General features: G+C 36.4%; 15 protein-coding genes. 13 read left to right on the top strand and 2 right to left on the bottom strand.

The window, feature by feature from the left end:
• Window positions 1-13: 13 nt before the first annotated feature.
• A complete protein-coding gene (locus KKC91_02545) occupies window positions 14-793 on the top strand; it encodes a carbohydrate-binding family 9-like protein (protein MBU0477430.1) in 780 nt (259 codons plus the stop codon).
• 2 nt (window positions 794-795) lie between these two features.
• Here the strand turns inward: KKC91_02545 and KKC91_02540 are convergent, their stop codons facing one another.
• Complete coding sequence (locus KKC91_02540; protein ID MBU0477429.1) at window positions 796-2,931, bottom strand: UvrD-helicase domain-containing protein; 2,136 nt, start codon at window positions 2,929-2,931, stop codon at window positions 796-798.
• 66 nt (window positions 2,932-2,997) lie between these two features.
• Here KKC91_02540 and KKC91_02535 point away from each other — a divergent pair, with 66 nt between their 5' ends.
• The 3 genes from KKC91_02535 to KKC91_02525 are packed head-to-tail and all read left to right on the top strand — an operon-like array spanning window position 2,998 to window position 4,912.
• Entirely contained in the window at window positions 2,998-3,390 is a 393-nt protein-coding gene (locus tag KKC91_02535; GenBank protein MBU0477428.1) for a secondary thiamine-phosphate synthase enzyme YjbQ, read from the top strand.
• Window positions 3,387-3,989: a hypothetical protein gene (locus KKC91_02530; protein MBU0477427.1), complete on the top strand. Its 603-nt coding sequence runs from the start codon at window positions 3,387-3,389 to the stop codon at window positions 3,987-3,989. Before KKC91_02535 ends, KKC91_02530 begins: the two co-directional genes overlap by 4 nt.
• 5 nt (window positions 3,990-3,994) lie before the next feature.
• Entirely contained in the window at window positions 3,995-4,912 is a 918-nt protein-coding gene (locus KKC91_02525) for a glycosyltransferase family 9 protein (protein MBU0477426.1), read from the top strand.
• On the opposite strand, the gene KKC91_02520 is transcribed toward KKC91_02525, so the two are convergent.
• On the bottom strand, window positions 4,901-5,722 hold the full coding sequence (locus tag KKC91_02520) for an AraC family transcriptional regulator (GenBank protein ID MBU0477425.1): 822 nt from the start codon (window positions 5,720-5,722) through the stop codon (window positions 4,901-4,903). The genes KKC91_02525 and KKC91_02520 overlap by 12 nt on opposite strands.
• A 136-nt stretch (window positions 5,723-5,858) precedes the next feature.
• Between KKC91_02520 and melA the strand changes: the two genes are divergently transcribed.
• The 9 genes from melA to KKC91_02475 all read left to right on the top strand — a co-directional run bounded on the left by melA (window position 5,859) and on the right by KKC91_02475 (window position 19,942).
• Window positions 5,859-7,181, top strand: coding sequence for an alpha-galactosidase (melA, locus tag KKC91_02515; GenBank protein ID MBU0477424.1), 1,323 nt, complete (start codon window positions 5,859-5,861; stop codon window positions 7,179-7,181).
• On the top strand, window positions 7,182-8,258 hold the full coding sequence (locus tag KKC91_02510) for a hypothetical protein (protein ID MBU0477423.1): 1,077 nt from the start codon (window positions 7,182-7,184) through the stop codon (window positions 8,256-8,258).
• 104 nt (window positions 8,259-8,362) lie between these two features.
• Window positions 8,363-9,412, top strand: coding sequence for a LacI family transcriptional regulator (locus KKC91_02505; protein ID MBU0477422.1), 1,050 nt, complete (start codon window positions 8,363-8,365; stop codon window positions 9,410-9,412).
• Window positions 9,413-9,466: 54 nt separating this feature from the next.
• Window positions 9,467-10,084 carry a prepilin-type N-terminal cleavage/methylation domain-containing protein gene (locus KKC91_02500; protein MBU0477421.1) on the top strand — a complete coding sequence of 206 codons (618 nt, stop codon included), beginning with the start codon at window positions 9,467-9,469 and terminating at the stop codon, window positions 10,082-10,084.
• A 44-nt stretch (window positions 10,085-10,128) separates the two neighbouring features.
• Window positions 10,129-11,403 (top strand): FAD-dependent oxidoreductase, encoded by a 1,275-nt coding sequence (locus KKC91_02495; GenBank protein MBU0477420.1) that lies wholly within the window; start codon window positions 10,129-10,131, stop codon window positions 11,401-11,403.
• 23 nt (window positions 11,404-11,426) lie between these two features.
• The gene (locus tag KKC91_02490) at window positions 11,427-12,260 is read left to right on the top strand and encodes a sugar phosphate isomerase/epimerase (GenBank protein ID MBU0477419.1); all 834 of its coding nucleotides are present in this window, start codon (window positions 11,427-11,429) and stop codon (window positions 12,258-12,260) included.
• A 33-nt stretch (window positions 12,261-12,293) separates the two neighbouring features.
• Entirely contained in the window at window positions 12,294-16,109 is a 3,816-nt protein-coding gene (locus tag KKC91_02485; GenBank protein MBU0477418.1) for a LamG domain-containing protein, read from the top strand.
• Window positions 16,031-17,212: a hypothetical protein gene (locus KKC91_02480; GenBank protein ID MBU0477417.1), complete on the top strand. Its 1,182-nt coding sequence runs from the start codon at window positions 16,031-16,033 to the stop codon at window positions 17,210-17,212. The genes KKC91_02485 and KKC91_02480 overlap by 79 nt, the downstream gene beginning before the upstream one ends.
• Before the next feature lie 75 nt (window positions 17,213-17,287).
• Window positions 17,288-19,942 carry a hypothetical protein gene (locus KKC91_02475; GenBank protein ID MBU0477416.1) on the top strand — a complete coding sequence of 885 codons (2,655 nt, stop codon included), beginning with the start codon at window positions 17,288-17,290 and terminating at the stop codon, window positions 19,940-19,942.
• Window positions 19,943-19,948 lie beyond the last annotated feature (6 nt).

Below are 19,948 nucleotides of genomic sequence, written 5' to 3'. Positions count from 1 at the left end.
GGAGGTTTGTCAGATGAAAAGAAAAATGTTAATAACGTCATTAATCCTTACCTTGTCTTGTTTTCTTACAGGATGGAGTTTCTTTAAGCAGGATTCGGAACCTGAGGCCGAGAAATATGTCCGAAAGTATATATGTCATTATACCGATGAGACAATAAAACTGGATGGAGTTTTTAATGAGCTCTGCTGGGAAAAAGCAAAAAAAATCAGATTTTATCATTTAAACAAAGGAGATGAGAAGCAGACTTATAATAAGCCGTTTTTCCCAACAAGCGGCATGCTATTATGGGACAAAAACAACCTGTATGTTGCATTAGAAGCAAAGGATAAAGATATCTGGGCAACGATAGAAGAACATGACGGTAATCTATGGAGTGAAGATGTGTTAGAAATATTTCTCAAGCCAAGTAAAGACAAGCGTCATCTGTACGAGTTTGAACTGAGTCCTAAGAATATCTTATTGGATATATTTTATCCGAGCAGGGGCAGACCTTTTTGTGATGGGACAAAATCTTATGAGTCAGGACTAAAGAGTGCGGTTCGAGTCTATGGGACATTGAATACCTGGAAGGATAAAGATGCAGGCTGGACAGCTGAGGTGGCAATTCCTTTCGACGCATTTAGAGAAACTATAGATAAAAATCCAAAAGCTGGTGATAAGTGGCTTTTTGCATTATGCAGATATGACTATTCAGTATATCTGGAAGATAAAGAATTATCGAGCAGTGCAAAACTTTCCAGACAGGCGTTCAATCTTTACGAAGATTATAACATCCTGGAGTTTGAAGAATAAAACTACATATTCCTCAAATTCGCATATTTAACTAATAAGGTTTTTCTAATATTTTCCTTCCAGAAATGAACTGTAAGCTTTGTCCTATCTCCATGCCCTGTTTTACTGACAACTGTCCCCTGTCCCCATTTTGGATGTATAATTCTCTGTCCAACCTTGTATGCACACGCATCATCCTCTAAGCTTTCATATCTTAGACTATTGTCTATGGAATTATTTAACTCAGTTCTTTTATACGTCTTAAACAATAAACTATCGGGAATTTCATCTATAAATCTTGACGTTATGGTATTTCTCCATGTGCCATGAAGCCTTCTTCTTAAAGCTGACGAGAGATACAGCTTTTCCTTTGCTCTTGTCATACCTACATAGCAAAGACGTCTTTCTTCTTCAAGGTCACTTATCTCAATAGAGGAATTTATGTGCGGGAAAATATCCTCTTCCATACCTGCCATAAAACAAACTGGAAATTCCAATCCTTTAGCGCCATGAACAGTCATTAATGTAATTGCATTACTTTCAGAATCCCAGTTATCAACATTAGAGAAAAGTGCAACCTGATCTAAAAAATCTCTAAGCAGTGGATTCTGTGCTTTTTCCTCATATTCTGCAATTGCAGAAACAACTCCAAAGACGTTCTCCTCTCTTTCATGTGCAGTGCCTGGGTCTGTACTATGAAGATAACCTGTATAATTTATCTCTGCTATTAGATCTTTTGCCATTTTAGTGATACTTCCTTTAAAAGTCTGATATTTTTTAATAATATTCGCAAAAAATTTTATCTTGTTCTTTGTTCCTGAAGTTAAATCAGAAACGTTAGCAATCTTATCCAAGATGCTGAATAGGGGTAGCTTCTTTTCTTTCGCAGACTTCTCCAGCTTTTTTAACGTTGTATCTCCAATACCTCTTGGAGGCAGATTGATAATTCTTCTTATATTGACCAAATCGTCCGGGCTTGAAATTACTCTCAAATATCCAAGTATATCCTTAACTTCTTTTCTATCATAAAATCTTACTCCTCCCACTATCTTATATGGTATCCCTTCGCGTCTAAAACTATCTTCAAGCAGTCTTGATAATGCATGTACACGATAGAATATTGCAATATTCTTATAGGTTTTATTGTTTATAAGCAAATTTTTTATTTGTTCTGAGATAAACTTCGCTTCTTCGATTTCATCATACGCTTGATAATATATTGGATTAGCTCCTTCAAGATTACGAGTCCACAAACTTTTTTCTTTTCTATTTGTGTTATTTTTAATCACACTATTTGCTGCAGATAAAATTGCCTGTGTTGAACGATAATTCTCCTCAAGCTTTATTATCTTAGCTCCTGCAAAATCCCTTTCAAAATTCATGATATTAGAAATATCTGCTCCTCGCCATTTATATATTGATTGATCAGGATCTCCTACAACAGATATACTTGCGCATCCAACAGCAAGAAGCCGAATTAGTTCATATTGAGCATGGTTTGTATCCTGATATTCATCAACAAAAATATGCCTGAATTTACCACGATACTTATCCAGAATATCAGGAAAGTCATTAAATATCTTAACTGTGTTCATTATAAGATCCCCAAAATCAAGTGCTTTTATTTCTTTAAGGCGTATTTGATATTCTTTGTAAATATCAGCAACTTTTTTCTCATAAAAATTCCCGCAAAATTCGCTGTATTCATCAATATCAAGAAGTGCATCCTTTGCTCTGCTTATCTTTTCCAGAACGACTTTAGGTCGAAATTGTTTATCGCTTAAATTCAATCTTTTAATGCATTCCTTTATGAGATTAGTTTGGTCTGCTTCATCATATATTATGAAATCCGGCACTATCTTTTCGCTCTTCAGAATTCTAAGACAAACAGAGTGGAATGTGCCTATCCACAGTTCCCTTTTAAAAGATTCGGATACAAGAGAGCTGATACGTTTCCGCATCTCCTCTGCAGCCTTATTTGTAAATGTTACTGCTATCATGGTAGAGGGACTTACACCTTTCTTAATAAAGTATGCAATCCTATGAGTCAGTACGCGTGTCTTGCCGCTGCCGGCCCCAGCCAGTATAAGAAGCGGAGCATTATGATATATAACAGCTTCTTTTTGAGCAGGATTTAAGGAACTTAAGACTGTATCCATATTCGCAATTCTACCAATGCTGCAAAGAATTTGCAAAAACAATTACTTGTGTGTTATGTTGATTTTATGATTTTTGAATTGTCTGTTAAGAGCCATAAAAGAGAGGAATTTATTAATATCACTTCAGATATTGAAAATAAAGTTAAAGAATCTGGAATAAGTAGTGGGCTCTGTCATATATTTATTCCTCATACTACAGCTGGTGTTACTATAAACGAGGGAGCTGATCCAGATGTTCTGAGGGATCTAGAATACGGGCTGGACAGATGTGTCCCTTATGAAGGCAAATATCACCATATGGAGGGCAATTCTCCAGCTCATATAAAGTCAAGTATGGTAGGCTGCAACAAAACAGTTTTTGTAGATAATGGGCACCTTGTGCTTGGGACATGGCAATCTATCTATTTCTGCGAATTTGATGGACCAAGAACAAGGAGAGTACTGGTTAAAATAAAATGATAAATTTCAGATTTAGGATTTTTCTTCTTTGTCTGTGTCTTTTATTGCCTGCCGTATTTATCTCTGGATGTTCCACGCAAAGATGTCTCATCAGAAATTCCTATAAGCCAGATGCAAAATTCTATATAAATCCACGCGTTAAGCTTAAAAATTATGAAATAGCATATATACAGAGGCCAGAAAAAAACGGTAAAAACCTAACAGCAGACGATCAAATAATTCAGAAATATATAAAAGGCCAAATTGGTATAGTTTTTGAGAGAGCCGGTCTTTTCAAACGTGTTACATACGATAAAAATGTGCTAAACAAACCTGATGTGTTAAAAGTTACATCCAATTTCACAGTTGATTATGGAAACCAGTCATGGAGATCTCATCTTGGTTTTCTGGGTTTTGGCAAAACAAAAATTTTGCTGGAAATAAAATTAAAGGATGCAAAAACAAATACTATCGTCTCAAAGTATAAAGACTTCCTAATAGGAACAGGTTGGGAATCTATAGCAGGTGGAGACCCAAATTTCCTTATAAAAGAAGATGCAAGAGAAATAATTACTTCTTTTGCCGATTTATTGAAGAGGGTTTGGAGAAAAGACGGTTAAAAAATATGAATTCTGACCGTATCCTCATCATAAGAGGCGGAGGGATTGGGGATTTTATATTGACTTTACCTGCCATATATGCTCTCCGAAAATGCTACTCAAACTCCTATATTGAAGTAATGACGCATCTCAGATTTTTTAAACTGGTAGAAAATAAGTTTTATGCAAATTCTGCATATTCTATAGATCAGGCTGCTATAAGTCAATTTTTCCTGCAGGGAGGTAACGTTAGCATAATGAAAGATTATTTTAAATCTTTTGATTTGATATTATCCTACCTCCCTGATAAAGAGGGCATCTTTCAGGAAAATTTAGAAAGAGTGAACAAAAAGAAAATTATTTTTCATGCGTCTTTTCCTGATACTCAAACAAAACAGCATATCATAGATTATCTATTAATCCCTGTAAAAAACCTCGGAATAAAAATTGATATTAATCGTCCACAAATATTCTTAAAAGATGAACACAAGGACTGGGCAAACAGTTTTTTTGCTGATAATAAATTGGTGGATAAAGTGTTAGCTGTTCATCCTGGTAGTGGTTCTCTAAAAAAATGCTGGGATGTTCAGAACTTTGCAAACGTAATAAACTGGTGGATGGATAAACATGGTAAAGTTTTAATTATCTGTGGAGAGGCAGATGAACAAATTATAGGAGAATGCAAAAACCTTCTGCTTGATGAAAAGTTTGTTATTGCTAAACATATTGAACTGGTTAACCTAGCTTCATTAATTGCCAGATGTAACTGGTACATAGGAAATGATTCAGGCATTACTCATCTTGCTGCAGCAGTTGGCATTAAAACAGTAGCGCTTTTTAGCAAGACAGATCCAAATATCTGGGGACCAAGAGGTGAGAATGCAAAGATTGTTAAAACAGACAACCTTTCTCTGGATAAAATAAAAGATATTTTAAATATCTGATATAATAAAATTCTTCTGCCTGCGATATTGGGCAGGGGAAATTCTGATAGTTTTTCTAAAGACTCTGCAGAAGTAACTTGCTGAATCAAAACCAGCTTTTTTCGCAATCTCTTTAACACTTAATGTGCCTGTTCTTAATAAATAAATCGCCTCCTGAATCCTGTTTTTTTGAAGATACTCAAAAGGAGAAATCCCACAATATTTCTTGAATATACGACTGAAATGTTCTCTTGAATAATCAAAACGTGCTGCTATCTGTTCCACACCAATCGGTTCCATATAATGTTCTGCTATAAAGCCTGCTGCATTATTGATAGCCATTTTCTGACTTTTCCGAACAGACGGCTCGTTCAAGAACCTTAATACTGACATTAGAAGCTGGTAAACAAGCTCTGAAGAAGTGTATCTATTAAAAATACGGTGCTTCTGGTATTTTTCGTGTATATTGTATAAAATCTTTATCGGGTCACTTGTTTTTGGGAAATAAACTATAGAACCGAATTTTTCTCTTATAGAATTCCATATCTTGTGTGCACATTCTCCTGTAAACGCAATCCATATAAATTCCCATGGTATTTTCCCTCCAGGGAACCGGTACCTATGCTCTTCGGGAACGGATAATAACATTGCATGTTCTGTTGGGACAGAAAATGAGCCGATTGGATCCTCATAAAGCCCTTTCCCTGAGATCGTATACTGCATGATACAGCATGGTTGATCTCTTCTCTTTAATCCATGCCAGTCATAACGGGTGGTTGACTGAATCGCACGCCCCGTAAAAAGAAGACGGCATAATAATTGGTTATTCATTAACCCATCATTTTCCATATCACGAAAATGCTATTATTTATCACAACTTTACTATTTACGATCATAGCCACTTATTATATTCTATTATACAGGAAATATCATAATTATTCTATAATAATAAAAGAGGAGTTGTGGCATGGCAAGAATAGTTTTTATTGGGGCAGGAAGTCTTGGATTTACACGCGGTCTGGTAAGAGATATTTTAACATTCCCTATCCTTAAGGATTCCACATTGGTTTTAATGGATATTGATAAGGAACGCCTGGACTTTGCCAGAAAAGCTGTACAACGCATAATAGACGCGGGAAAATATCCAGCAAAACTTATAGCAACTATGGACAGGAAAAAAGCCTTAAGGAACGCGGATGCGGTACTGTGTACAATTTTGGCTGGCGGAGTGGATATCTGGAGGCATGATATTGAGATTCCCAAGAAATATGGAGTGGATATAAACATAGGAGATACACGCGGTCCATCCGGCATTTTCAGAGCAGCTCGCACAATTCCGACTATGCTTGATATTTGTAAAGATATGGAGCGTCTCTGTCCTGATGCAATCTTACTTAACTACACAAATCCCATGGCAATGCTATGCAGAGCCATGCAAGCCAATACATTTATCAAGGTTACAGGATTATGTCATAGCGTTCAGGGAACAGCCCTGATGCTGGCAAAGTGGATAAATACCTCTATGGAAAAAATCACCTATCTTTGTGGGGGAATAAACCATCAGGCATGGTATCTTGAATTTAAAAAAGACGGCAAAGACGCATATCCTCTTATTCGCAAAGCAGTAACAAAAAACAAGGAAATATATAACGAAGAAATCGTGCGCAATGAAATGTTTCTGCACCTCGATTACTACGTTACAGAATCCAGCGGACATAACTCCGAATATAACTGGTGGTTTCGCAAAAGACAGGATCTTATCAAGAAATATTGTATTAACGGTACAGGCTGGAATCCGGGTGAATATGCATATTTGGTGAAACATTATCTGATAAGAGAAAAAAACTGGAAGAATGAGGTTGAAAAGTGGTTTAAAAAACATGCTAAGCTGGAAAGAGGGCACGAATACGCTGCATCTATCATCAATGCCTATATGGGTGGAGAGCCGTTTCAGTTTAACGGCAATGTCCCGAATAGCGGGATTATCAGCAATCTGCCGCCTGAGGCATGTGTAGAAGTACCTGTTTTTGCGGACAGAAGGGGTTTTAATCCTGTACATGTCGGCAAACTTCCTCCACAGCTTGCTGCACTGAACAATATAAGTATTGCTGTTGAAGAAATGGCTGTTGAGGCGATACTTACCGGAGACCCAAAACTGTTATTTCAGGCAATTGCCTATGACCCGCTGACAGCTGCTGTCCTATCATTAGCAGAAATTAAAAAAATGGTAAGCGAGATGCTTCGTAAGAACAAAAAATATTTGACTCAGTTTAAGAATATTGGGATTTAAATGATAAATAAAGATTTTGAAAAGATAAAAAAATATTACATAGCGTGGTGGAACTGTGAGGTTCTGGATAAAGCAGCTCTTGAGGTAAAAGCTCCACGCGAGAAGCATCAACAAGATGAAACGTATATTGGAAGTCCAAAAGATAGACTTAATAAAGAGAAGGTTATTAAACTTGCAGAGCGAAAAATTCAAAACACCTTTTATGGCGGGTTGGCTTTTCCCCAATATTGGACAAACTTTGGTCCTGATGTTTTCTCTGCTTATATGGGTGCAACCCTGGAATTTTCTCCACTTGGTTCTAATCAACCTGTTTCTTGGATAAACTGGAACAGGCCAGTTCTAAAGGATTATTCTGATTTGTCTGGTCTTGAGATTAAAGAAGATAATTTCTATTGGCAGAAAACAAAAGAGTTTACATCCTATGCTCTGGAACGCTCCCATGGGAATTACCTTGTTGGCATAACGGACCTTCATGCTGGTATGGATTCATTAGCAGTTTTAAGGGGAGGCCCCGAGAAATTATGTATAGATTTAATTGATAATCCTGATGGAGTCAAAAAGGCTATGAAACTTTTATGGAACTCATGGCATAAAGTTTATGAGGAAAGCTATCAGATTATAAGAGAGAAACAAAAGGGAATATGTTCTTGGATAGATATTTGGGCCCCAGGAAAGATGTATCCTGTTCAAAACGATTTTACATGTCTTATTTCTACCAAGATGTATGAAGAGTTTTTCTTAGAAGAAATACTAAACGAAATCAATTATCTGGATTATTCGGTCTATCATCTTGATGGACCAGATGCTTTGAAACATCTGGATATGCTTCTTGAAATTACAAGGCTTAATGCAATTGAGTGGGTTCCTGGAGCTGGATTTAGAAAAGAGGGTATTGTTAAGTGGATACCAATTTATAAGAAAATGCAGGCTAAAAAGAAGGCAATTATGGTTTTATGTGAACCACATGAAATTGATTTTGTTCTGGAGAATCTTTCTCCAGAAGGCCTATTAATTTCCACCCGTTGTTCATCTCAAAAAGAAGCTGAAGAAGTACTTTCGCATTATGGCTGGTATTAATATTTATGAAAACGATTTTATACTTGACAATATCTCAGAGATATGCTATTTTTTTATTAAATGCAGTGTAATAGCCCTAAATAAGAAAATCGATTTCATAGAATATGATAACTATTTACGATGTAGCAAAAGAAGCAAAAGTTTCTCGTGGCACAGTTTCTCGCTGTCTTAATAATAAAGGATATATAAAGAAAGATACGCGCTGTCGCATAGAAAGGGCAGCTAAGAAACTAAATTATATTCCTGATTATACTGCTCAAGTTTTGATAACAAAGAAGACTCATATTATAGGAGTTTTAATTTCTGACATTTCTAATTTTTTCTATCCGCCTGTTATTAAGGGTGTTTATGACAGAGTAAAAGAAAGTGCTTATCACATTATTTTAGGTAATAGCTACAATGATCCAGAAGAAGAGAAAAGTATACTAAGGACTTTCTTGTCAAGACGATTAGATGGAATAATATTTATATGTGCAGAGATGAAAGAGGATGAAAAAACCACTCAAGTTCTTAACGAAATTATGAAAGAAAATATCCCTATTGTCTTAGTCCAACGAGAGGAAAATGGATTGCTATTAGACCGTATTTTTGTTAACGACTTAGAAGGTGCTTATGTAGCTACTTCTCATCTTATTGAACTAGGTCATAATCGGATAGGATTTATTAATGGTACGTCTGAGATAATAACTGGCAGAAAGCGAGAAGAAGGGTATAGAAAAGCCTTAATTGAACATAATTTATTAGTAGACAGAAAACTTATTTTAGAGAATGGGTTTACTCAAGAGAGTGGTTATAGAGGAATAGAAAAATTTTTAAGAATGAAGGCACCACCAACAGCTATTTTTACTGCTAATGATGTAATAGCTATAGGTGCGATGATAGCTATAAAAGAGAGAGGGAAAGAAATACCTAAGGATATAGCTCTGGTTGGATTTGACGACATATACGTGGCGGCTCTTTTGAATCCTCCTCTTACCACAGTAAATCAGCCCAAGTATGAGCAAGGTCGACTTGCTGCCGAGTTATTATTAAAGCGTATGGGAGGAGATAAAGATAGTCTGCCAGAAAATATTACCCTTGACACTAAGTTAGTAGTTCGAGAGTCTACTTTAATAAAAAAATATGCAAGAAATTACAAACCACTTTTGTACTAAGGTTGTCCGTTATATGCTATAATTGTCTCCGAAAGAAAGAGGAGGGAACAAATTATGATGAAATGGGTGAGGGATAAGTTTGGATGTGTCGGATTTACGCTTTTAGAACTCCTGGTCGTGATTGCAGTTATCGGCTTGCTTGCCAGTATGCTGCTCCCGGCACTTAGCAAGGCAAGAGAGATGGCAAGACGTGCAAAATGCATCAGTAATCTAAGACAAGTTCATCAGATGCTCATAATGTACGCATCAGACTGGGATGACTATGTACCAATGGCTTGGTCTGGTGCAACCTGGTATAGATGCTTAGAGCCGTACGGAGTGAAGGTAGACCTAAAGAATGTACCATCATTGTTATTTTGTCAAAGCAATAAGGACCTTGGAGCTTTCGGAACATACAATGTCAATTATGCCTACAATGCCTATCTCGGTAATGCAGATTGTTCGCCCAATCAAAATCAGCAGTTTAGGTTAGGCCGGATTAGTATTCCCAGCGATAAAGTTGCAGTGAGTGATGGAGGATTTGAGGCTGCAGGAGCTGCACGCTATCGAATGGCCAATAGTAGTCAGGTTAGTTATGTTCATAACAATGGAGCAAATTTCCTTTTCTTCGACGGTCACGTTGATTGGTACACTCAGGAAGATACGGAGAGTAGCTGGTGGGTTATTCCATAAAAAAAGGTCATAAATTGGTGTCTTTGAATACTAGAGTTCCCGTGGTGTTAAACACAGACGTCGTGGTAATAGGTGGTGGCCCAGCCGGGTGCGCAGCAGCTATAGCTGCTGCCAGGAATGGGATTAAAGTAGTTTTGGTTGAACGATATGCAATTGTTGGTGGAATGGCAACAGTTGGTGGTGTTCAACTTTTTCTTCAATACAACGATAACAAAGGCAATCTTGTTATAGGTGGGATTCCTTTAGAAATTGTTAATCGCATGAGACAAGTTGGAGGTTTGTTGGGTGATTTTAGAAAGGATGTAGGTCTTTCCTTTGACAAAGAAATGTTACAAACTGTTCTTCTTAAATTACTGAATGAAACAGAAGTTATCAAAAAGTTCCAATCGGTCTTTTGTAAGGCAATAGTAAAAGAATCAACTATAGACACTATAATAGTTTGGAACAAATCAGGCTTTCAGGCTATTAAGGGAAAAATATTCATAGATGCTACAGGTGATGCAGATGTTGCTTTTTTAAGTGGTGTTCCATGCCGAAAGGGTTGGTCCCAAAATAGAAAATTGTTACAGGCGGGAACGCTTTGTTTTAGGATGGGCAATGTAAACTTTGATGAATACAAAGCTGTCTCATGGGAAAAATTTCAACAGTTATATAAAGAAGCTCTGGCAAGAGGAGAATTTCCTGTTCAAAATGCTGAAAACTTAAGATTTCAATCTGGTGTCTCCAAACTTCCTATTAAAGGACAAGTATTTATAAATATTTCAAGAGTCCGTGTGGATGGTATAGATAACGATTCTTTAACTCAATCCTATTTGTTGGCCAGAAATCAAAACCTATTTATAGCCAATTTTTATCGCAAATATGTACCTGGTTTTAGGAATAGCTATATTATAGATATGGCTGTAAATCTGGGGATAAGAGAGACACGCAGAATCAGAGGAGAGTACACGTTAACTAAGGATGATTTTTTGAAAGCTAGACATTTCAAGGATGCTATAGCTAGATGTGCATATCCCATAGACATTCATAATCCTCAAGGGCAAGGGATTGAATACCATTTTTTGAAAAAGGGCACCTATTATACAATACCTTATCGTTCTCTTATACCTCAAAAAGTAGAAAATCTCATTGTAGCTGGTAGATGTATTTCAGGCACATATGAAGCTATGGGTTCATATAGAGTTATGCCAGTATGTATGGCAATGGGGCAGGCAGCAGGTACAGCAGCTAGTCTATGTATAAAAAACCACCTAATACCTTTAAAACTTGATGTTAACTTACTCCGGGATAACCTTATGAAAGATAAAGCACTAGTGTAACTTTGAAACTAAAAAGTTCTAATATGGATAAAGAAATATTTAAATTTGGTGTCTCTGCATGGTGGTGGAACAATGACCTTCTAGATAGCATTCCACTAGTCGCTAAATATGGGATAAAAAATATAGAGATAGGAAAAAGGGTGCTGCCACATTGCTACTACACAGATAATGGATACATGACTAGTTTAAAAACAAGACTAAAAGAGCATGGTGTAAAAATAACACATATACATGCGACAGGATATGAAAACAAAATAGATATTTCATCTATAGATAATGTGCAAAGAAAGGATGCCATTAATCATTTAAAAAGCTGGGTTGACATTTTTTTGGATTTTGATAGGCCAATGCTTACCTTTCATCTATCTACTCCCTTTCCTATCGCAGAAAACAGAGATAGACGGTTTGAGAACTGCAAAAAGAGTCTGGAAACTATTATAACGTACTGCGAGGCAAAAGATATTAAAGTTGCTATTGAGACAATGCCTCCACGTACTGAAAACAGAACATATCTGGGAGATACTATAGAAGAAATCCGTGAGTTATTAGATACATTTGACTCTGACTGTTTCGGTGTACTCGTAGATATCGGGCATACAAATATGTGTGGATATACAAAAGAAATAATGAACTCTTGCAATGACAGAGTATTTGCTTTACATGTACACGACAATGATGGTCAAAAAGATTCTCATTTAATGCCTGGAGAGGGAAATATTAACTGGGAGGAGGTGATAAAAACATTACAGGATATAGGATATGATGGGGTTTTTATGTTAGAGGTATCAGTAGAAAAATACGCTGATATTAAAGAATTTTTACAGGCATCAGTCATAGTGCGGGAGAAATGGTTATAAATTGAAATATGGAAAAATTTGGAAGGAGAGATTATGAAGAAAAGGAATGTAGTTTTTAGAGGGATTGGCATTATTGTTTTAACAGTAGTTTTTAATATTAATCTAGTGTTTGCTCAGGATATGCCATTATTAGAGGCTCCAAAAGCAGATAAGGATACTGTAGCTCTATGGCACTTTGATGAGGGAAATGGTAGCAAGATTCTAGATTCGGGAACAAATAATCTAAATGGACATTGGGAAGGTAATCCAAAACCCGTATGGATAGAAGGTAAGTTTGGAAAAGCAATTGAGTTTAAACCAGATAGTAAGGGATATATAAAGGTAAATGATCATGATGCATTAGATCTCACAGGAGAACTGACAGTTGAAGCCTGGATAAAACCAAATGATGTCTCTGGCCGTCATTATATATTAAATCATGGAAGTTGCATGGTAAAGACAGTTAATTATAGCCTTTCTATTTGGGATGGAAAACTTGACTTTTATATGTTTGGCAAAGAGGGTAAGAGTCAGGAAGTGTTTTCAATAGGTAAGCACACAATAGGTAAGCCGATAATTAATGCTGGAGAATGGGCCCATGTAGCGGCTACGGTTGATGGGACAAATATCACTCTTTATAAAAATGGTGAAGTCGTAAGACAACTAGCCCAGATACGTACATTACAAGAAACAGATCAGGATTTATACATAGGGTCATTATATAAAGGCATGCAAATGTTTGATGGTATTATTGATGAAGTAATGATATCGAAAAAAGCTCGGAGTTTTAGTCCGCTATTGGTAAGATCGAATAATAAAAATAAAAATGATTTTGTTGAAAATAAAATAAGTAAGTCTGAGGATGTAGGAGAGAGGCCTTATGATATTATTACCGCAGGCAGAAACGTATCTTCGCACAAAGAGCTTGTGGATTTTGAAGATCTTGAAGGTTGGAAGATCCTCTGCCATAATGGAGCAAAGGCAGGAGCTGGGCGTTCTCGGGAGGTAAGAATATGGGATAATTCTGTTTGTAAGATTACTTTTGAGAAGTATTGTGGTTATGTTGAGTTGTTGCCTCCTCATCCTATACCTATTCAGGATAGCTTTGATTCAGTTGAAATTTGGGTTTATTCGAAATTGTCTAAAAATTATGGAAAGGAAGGGGAAATCGAAATAATTGTGCAGGATGCAGGGAATGAATTTCATAACGTAATTATGAGCCCTTTAATTGGAGAAAATTGGCGTTTATATCATAAAATGTATTTGCCTCATAGATGGAGAGGAGAAGGAGGCGGCAAAACATTTAAAAGCTGGGATGGAGATAAAAATGGGGAGATTGATTTCCCTGCAAAATTGACTAGTATTATTGTAAGAACAGGAGGGGAATCTCAGCAGAAAGGTTCATTAAAAAAAACAGTCTATCTGGATTCATTGTCATTTTATAAAGAAAAATCTAAACTAGATATTCCCAAATTGGTTAAGAGTGGAAAATTCCCGACGACTGAGGATACTATTTTACCCGGTTGCGCAAAAAGGTATATAAATAAGGTAGAGCAGGAAGAACTAGTCTATAAATTTATTTATGAGGGTGATGACGGCAGGCTGGTATATCTATATGCTCCTAAAGACGGGACCTTGTCAGATATTCAAGTATCATGGAAAGATAAGAAACCTTTTAATACTAACTTAGAAGGTGGCATAGTAATAGGAAAGCAGTTCGCTGATATTGCCCCTGGTAATGAGGAAATAAAAGCAAGATTAATTTCTCAAATTTTAGATAATGAAATATTGTATACCAAATGGGCGTGGAAAATAGGAGATGAGGTTATTCAACATACATTATCCTTGCAAATAAAAGGAAAATCACTCATAGCAGATGTTAAGTCTGATTCCGGGAAAGCTATTGAGTTTAAAGTCGGTCGTGTCAAAGGACTAAATAATCTAAGGTTAATAAAGGTCCCCTATTTAGGTATTAGCGGCCAGGATTGCAGGTATGCTGCTGGCCCACATGTTGTCTATGGTGATGGACTATTTGTGCTTTCTTTAATCGATTGGTACAATTCAAATTGCTCTGTTTTATATGGAGATAGCAAGTTAATTTCAGATAACGAAGCGATTTATAGTGGAGGGACGCGTTATCAAAGAAAAACCGATGGTAGTTATAATAATCTGGCTGAACGTTTGTTTATTACGGTGTCTCCTGATTTTCAAGAGGTATTGCCTAATATACCAAACCCCCCTTCCCCATATCTTGAACTTGCCAGTAAATATGTGTGTAACTGGACTGGTGGGGGAGCATCGAGACCGGGATACTGGGGGACTTTAAAGAAGTACGGTTTAGACCATATAATGACATGGCATCATGGTGAACAATGGATGAGCTTCGAAGAAATTCCTAATAGGTGTGGATTTTTTTGTGATACTGTAAGACCAGATTATGGTGATAAAAGAATGTCGGAATACTCTGAATATGTTCGAAGCCTTGGTTATATATTCGGAATGTTTTTAGGTTATACAGAGATCGGCACAAATAGTAAATATTGGAATGAAGATATTATTGCACGTAATCAGGATGGTTCTATGAAGCTAAATTACCATTGGCAATGTAATTACAATGTAAGACCACCTTATGATTATTTACTTTCAAAAAAGCTCACAAAGATTGTAGGGAGAAAATTTCATACTGGCATCTGCTACTTTGATATTCATACAAATATAAATCCCAGTTATTTTATTGATTACGATGCTAGAGTCCCGGATGCAGCGATGATGAAAGCCATATTTAATTCATGGGGAGAGCTTTTCCTGGAAGCAAAAAAGAACATAGGTATTGTAGTTAGTGAGGGAAGAATGCGCTGGATGTTTGCCGGCTTAACAGACGGAGATTTTGCGACCATATTTTTCCCTGAAAAGCCATTTGAAGAACCGCTTCTTGTTGATTTTGACCTTTTGAAGCTTCATCCATTACAATTTGGAATTGGCATGGCATCTTTTGCGGGGCTTTTTTTTGGTAAGGGATGGGGAGAAGGAGCTGATGATATTTTTGTGGATAATAAAGGCCGGGACATATATTTTGATAAATATATTACCGCAACGATAGCATATGGCCATCAAGGAATGATTCCCTTGCTTGCAACTCCATGGGAATTTTCCGCCAGAATAAAATATTATTGCATGTTTCAGCAGTTGCAGAAATATTACATTGCAGATCAGGTAGAGAGTATAGAGTACAGTGACGGCAAGAATTTTTACTCAACCAGCGAAGCTATAGCCAAAGACATCTATAAAGAAAGTCGCCTTCATATTCGGTATAAGAATGGCCTTGAGATGTATATAAATTATGGCTCGAAAGAACAGTGGAAAGTAACTCTCTTTGGGAGAGAATATTCATTGCCGGAAGCAGGTTTTGTAGCCGGCAAAAAAGGTGAAATATTAGAATATTCTGCGCTTGTCGATGGCCATAAAATAGATTATGTTGACTCGCCCGAGTATATATATATTGATACAAGAGATAATCTTATTAAATTTCCCAATCTTGGTTCGATAAAAGGTTCTGTATTGATTAAGAAAAATGAAAATATGATAGAGATAATACCTGTGGGTGATTTGAGAATGAAGCTTGATTATGTGCCTGAAGTCTTAAATAGGGATTGTGTTGGTGTTGACCCCGGTCCTCAGAGAGGATGTTATGAACTGAGCTTGAATCTTAAAGCTGTTTTATCTAACTATCAACCCGGTCGAGAAATAAAAGTTACCGCTTATAACGAGGAGGGAGAGCCGAGGAAATTTCTATGCCCAGTAGAAAATGGAATCTTGAAATTATCTCCCAAAACCGAATATCAGAAATACATTGTAGAGATAAACCTATAACTAGTCTTATGAATCATCGGGAACGTTTTGTAAAAACATTAACAGGTCAAGAAGTAGATCGTGTGCCTTTTATTAAGGTTTTTGGAGGCACAAACGCCATTGTGTCTGGATGGGAAAAGGAATACTCTGGCATTGCAGAACGCATTGATGAAATTCTGCAGTTTGAAGGAGAATATCGTGGTTGGCAGAGAACTTGTGTAAACATGAGAACTTCTCAATTAGATGATGTAAAAGTAATAGAGGAAAATAATTCCCAGATAGTTCAGAGCCGTGGAGACGGTACTGTTAGGATCATTAAAAAGGGTGCTAACCATTATTCTCAGACGATAGAATGGCCCGTAAAGAACCGAAAGGATTGGTATCGAGTAAAGGAACGTCATTTGCAGGCAGAAGACCCGGAGCGATTTCCAAAGGACTGGCCAGAACATGTTGCTCGCTTCCACACACGTGATTATCCACTTCAGTTGACCCATAGGGGTGTATACGGCTTTGCCCGCGACATGATGGGTGATGTGAATCTTGCATATGCCTTCTATGATGACCCTGAACTTGTCCATGACATTATGGACTCGTACACAGACATGGCTATTTCCATATGGAGCAAGATGCTAGCTGATGTCGATTTTGATCTGATCGAGTGCTGGGAAGATATGGCTTCAAAGAATGGTTCTCTCATTTCTCCTGAGATGTTCCGGAAATTTATGAAGCCAAATTATCTTAAGATCGCGTGCTTTGCAAAGGAGCATGGAATCAAAATTATCTTAGTCGATTCGGACGGATACATTGAGGATATTACAGAACTTATGTTGGAGAGTGGTGTGACCACCCTTTACCCCTACGAAGTACAGGCGGGAAATAATGTTAGTAGAGTTTTGGATAGATTTCCTGAACTTGGAGTCATAGGAGGATTAGATAAGAATGTCATGGCTAAAGGGAAGAGAGAAATTGATGTTGAAATAGATAAGGCTCGTGAGCTGATACATAAGGGGCGCTACATTCCTGGCCCGGATCATTTTGTTTTATCTGATGTTAGTTGGGATAATTATCGCTATTTCATGGAACAATTGAGAGAAGTAGTTATGACTACAAAACCGGATATCTAATGACAAAAAAATTAATAAAAAATTATCGAATGGCTGTAATATTATAGTTATACTGTAACGGATGCTCTAAACATTATGAAAACTGTATTAAAATATAAGATGCATGTTGTTTCTCATACCCATTGGGATAGGGAATGGTACAGAACATTTGAAGAGTTTCGAATAAGATTGGTAACATGCATGGATAAAATATTAGAACTGTTTGATCAAGACCCCGATTTTAAGTATTTTACTTTTGATGGGCAAACGGTAATATTAGAAGATTATTTAGAACTAAAGCCAGAGAGAGAAAGGCAGCTTAAGAAATATATCAGGCAGAGTAGATTGTTAGTAGGTCCATGGTATACACTGCCGGATGAATTCTTAGTAAGCGGAGAATCTCTAGTAAGGAATCTCCTTCTAGGACATAAAATCGCTAAAAGATTTGGCTGGGTAATGGAAATAGGATATCTTCCGGATATGTTTGGACATATTTCACAAATGCCCCAAATATTATTTGGATTTAATATCAATAGTGCTGTATTATCTCGGGGTGTAGAAGGGGAGCATAAAGTTGGGACAGAATTTTTCTGGAAATCTCCAGACGGTTCAAAAGTGTTGGCAGTGTACCTGGTTACAGGATATTCGAATGCCACTGACCTTTTAAGATCAGGTAATCTTCCTTACAATTCAGAAAGTGTATTAAAGATAATTAAAAATATTAAAGATAAAATAATTCCTCTAGCAACAACTCCGAATGTATTGTTAATGAAAGGATGTGACCATCTTCTACCTCAAGAAGGACTACCAGAAATTATCAAAGGAGCTAATAGGTTATTAAATAACGATAAGACAATCCAGTCGAATTTACCATTGTATATTAGCAAAATTAAGGAGTATAGACCAAGATTAGAAATTATTAAAGGAGAATTAAGAAAGACTAAAAAGAGAGAAATCTATCCGGGAACTTTGTCCTCTAGAGTAGAGATTAAGCAGAAAAACGAAGAAGTGCAATCTCTCTTAGAGAAATGGGCTGAACCATTTTCGAGTTTTGCTTGGTCGTTAGGAATGGATTATCCTAAGGATTTTTTATGGCAATCATGGAAATATCTCTTAAAAAATCATGCTCATGATAGTATTTGTGGCTGTAGTATTGATGAAGTGGACAAAGATGTAGTAAGTAGGTTTAACTCAGCTAGACAGATTGCTGAAGAGATTACATGGATTAACCTGGAGAAAATTGTTCAAAAGATAAATACTTTTCAAGGCAATAAAAAAATAAAAGAAAAAGGAAAGCTTGTATTGGTAACATTTAATCCATTGTCATGGAAACGAACTGATACAGCTGAAGCTACCATATGTATTTCAGATCCCAAAGTTAGATATTTTGTTATAGAAGATTTAGCAGGGAATACTATCCCTTATCAAATAATTACTCAACAAAACATGACTGGACGGCAGAAAATATATACAAAACAGGATGATAAAAAAATAAATGCGGTATTTTTATCCAGAGATGTTCCTGCCCTTGGCTATAAAATATATCGAGTAAGACCAGTCCAAACTCAACCTAAATTCCCCAGTTTTCTAAAAGTAAAAGGCCATATGATGGAGAATGAGTTTTTTAGAGTTAATATAAACGAAAATGGAACTCTGACAATATTAGACAAGATTGCTAAGGCTAGACATAAAAATATGCATTGTTTTGAAGATATTGGAGATGCTGGTGACTTATATAATTATTCTAACCCATTGTTGGATAGGAAGATACTGAATCCAAAAAAAGTTTCTATTCGTCTTGTTGAAAAGGGTCCAGTGCGGATAACTTTTAAGATTGATATGCGTCTCTTACTTCCCGGAAGTCTAACCAAGAATAAAAAGAGTAGAAGTAATAGACTGATAACCTGCTCAATAGTAAGTTACATAAGTCTTTCTACAGGTAGTAGACGCATTGATGTAATAACTGAAGTAGATAATAAAGCCAGAGACCATTGGTTGATGGTTAGATTTCCCACAAATATCAAAGCTCGATATACTTTTGCGGAAGGTCAATTTGATTTAGTAAGAAGAAATATACTACTTCTAAAAACGAAAAGATGGGCAAAACCTCCAGAACCAATATGGCCTCAACAATCATTTGTTAGTATAAAGGATAATAAATGGGGTTTGACGATAATAAATAGGGGTTTACCCTGTTATAGAGCAATTAAAAATAAACAAGGGACTATTTTAAATTTAAGTCTTCTTAGAAGTATAGGAAAACTTTATAATAAAGATTTTTATATAATGAAGGAGGATGGAAATTGCATAAAGGTTGATGCTCCCTTTACTCCAGGAGCTCAATGCATTGGCAAGCATAGATTTGAGTATGCCATAGCTCTCCATGAGAAGGAATTGGAAGTCAATAATATATTTCGTTTGGCTTATCAACACAATATAAAACAAAGGGTGTTGCAAACCACTGAGCACAAGGGCAGTTTACCCTGTGAAATGAGTTTTATTTCTATTGAGCCAGAGGAACTTATAATCAGTGCCGTTAAGAAAGCGGAAGATAAAGATTCCTTAATAATACGGTTATTTAATACTAGCCAAAAAAAGATTCAGGGGAAATTACAGTTTTATAAAAAGATAGAAAAGGCAAGGTTAGTTAAAATGAACGAGGAAGTGATTAAGGATTTAAATATTGTGGATGAGAATGTAGTTTATTTTAAGGCGGGGGAAAGTCAAATAGTAACTATTGAGCTTGGATAGAAAAAA

The organism is bacterium (assembly GCA_018812485.1).
Lineage (GTDB): Bacteria > JAHJDO01 > JAHJDO01 > JAHJDO01 > JAHJDO01 > JAHJDO01.
Note: the sequence above shows the minus strand (reverse complement) of the source record. Positions and strands in the feature narration are given on the sequence as shown.

What these genes read in the sequence shown, in the direction of transcription:
- KKC91_02475 (MBU0477416.1), top strand. Translation starts at nt 17,288, where the DNA reads ATGAAAACTGTATTAAAATATAAGATGCATGTTGTTTCTCATACCCAT.
- KKC91_02510 (MBU0477423.1), top strand. Translation starts at nt 7,182, where the DNA reads ATGATAAATAAAGATTTTGAAAAGATAAAAAAATATTACATAGCGTGG.
- KKC91_02530 (MBU0477427.1), top strand. Translation starts at nt 3,387, where the DNA reads ATGATAAATTTCAGATTTAGGATTTTTCTTCTTTGTCTGTGTCTTTTA.
- KKC91_02525 (MBU0477426.1), top strand. Translation starts at nt 3,995, where the DNA reads ATGAATTCTGACCGTATCCTCATCATAAGAGGCGGAGGGATTGGGGAT.
- KKC91_02480 (MBU0477417.1), top strand. Translation starts at nt 16,031, where the DNA reads ATGCCCAGTAGAAAATGGAATCTTGAAATTATCTCCCAAAACCGAATA.
- KKC91_02540 (MBU0477429.1), bottom strand. Translation starts at nt 2,931, where the DNA reads ATGGATACAGTCTTAAGTTCCTTAAATCCTGCTCAAAAAGAAGCTGTT.
- melA (MBU0477424.1), top strand. Translation starts at nt 5,859, where the DNA reads ATGGCAAGAATAGTTTTTATTGGGGCAGGAAGTCTTGGATTTACACGC.
- KKC91_02500 (MBU0477421.1), top strand. Translation starts at nt 9,467, where the DNA reads ATGATGAAATGGGTGAGGGATAAGTTTGGATGTGTCGGATTTACGCTT.
- KKC91_02485 (MBU0477418.1), top strand. Translation starts at nt 12,294, where the DNA reads ATGAAGAAAAGGAATGTAGTTTTTAGAGGGATTGGCATTATTGTTTTA.
- KKC91_02535 (MBU0477428.1), top strand. Translation starts at nt 2,998, where the DNA reads ATGATTTTTGAATTGTCTGTTAAGAGCCATAAAAGAGAGGAATTTATT.
- KKC91_02490 (MBU0477419.1), top strand. Translation starts at nt 11,427, where the DNA reads ATGGATAAAGAAATATTTAAATTTGGTGTCTCTGCATGGTGGTGGAAC.
- KKC91_02520 (MBU0477425.1), bottom strand. Translation starts at nt 5,722, where the DNA reads ATGAATAACCAATTATTATGCCGTCTTCTTTTTACGGGGCGTGCGATT.
- KKC91_02505 (MBU0477422.1), top strand. Translation starts at nt 8,363, where the DNA reads ATGATAACTATTTACGATGTAGCAAAAGAAGCAAAAGTTTCTCGTGGC.
- KKC91_02545 (MBU0477430.1), top strand. Translation starts at nt 14, where the DNA reads ATGAAAAGAAAAATGTTAATAACGTCATTAATCCTTACCTTGTCTTGT.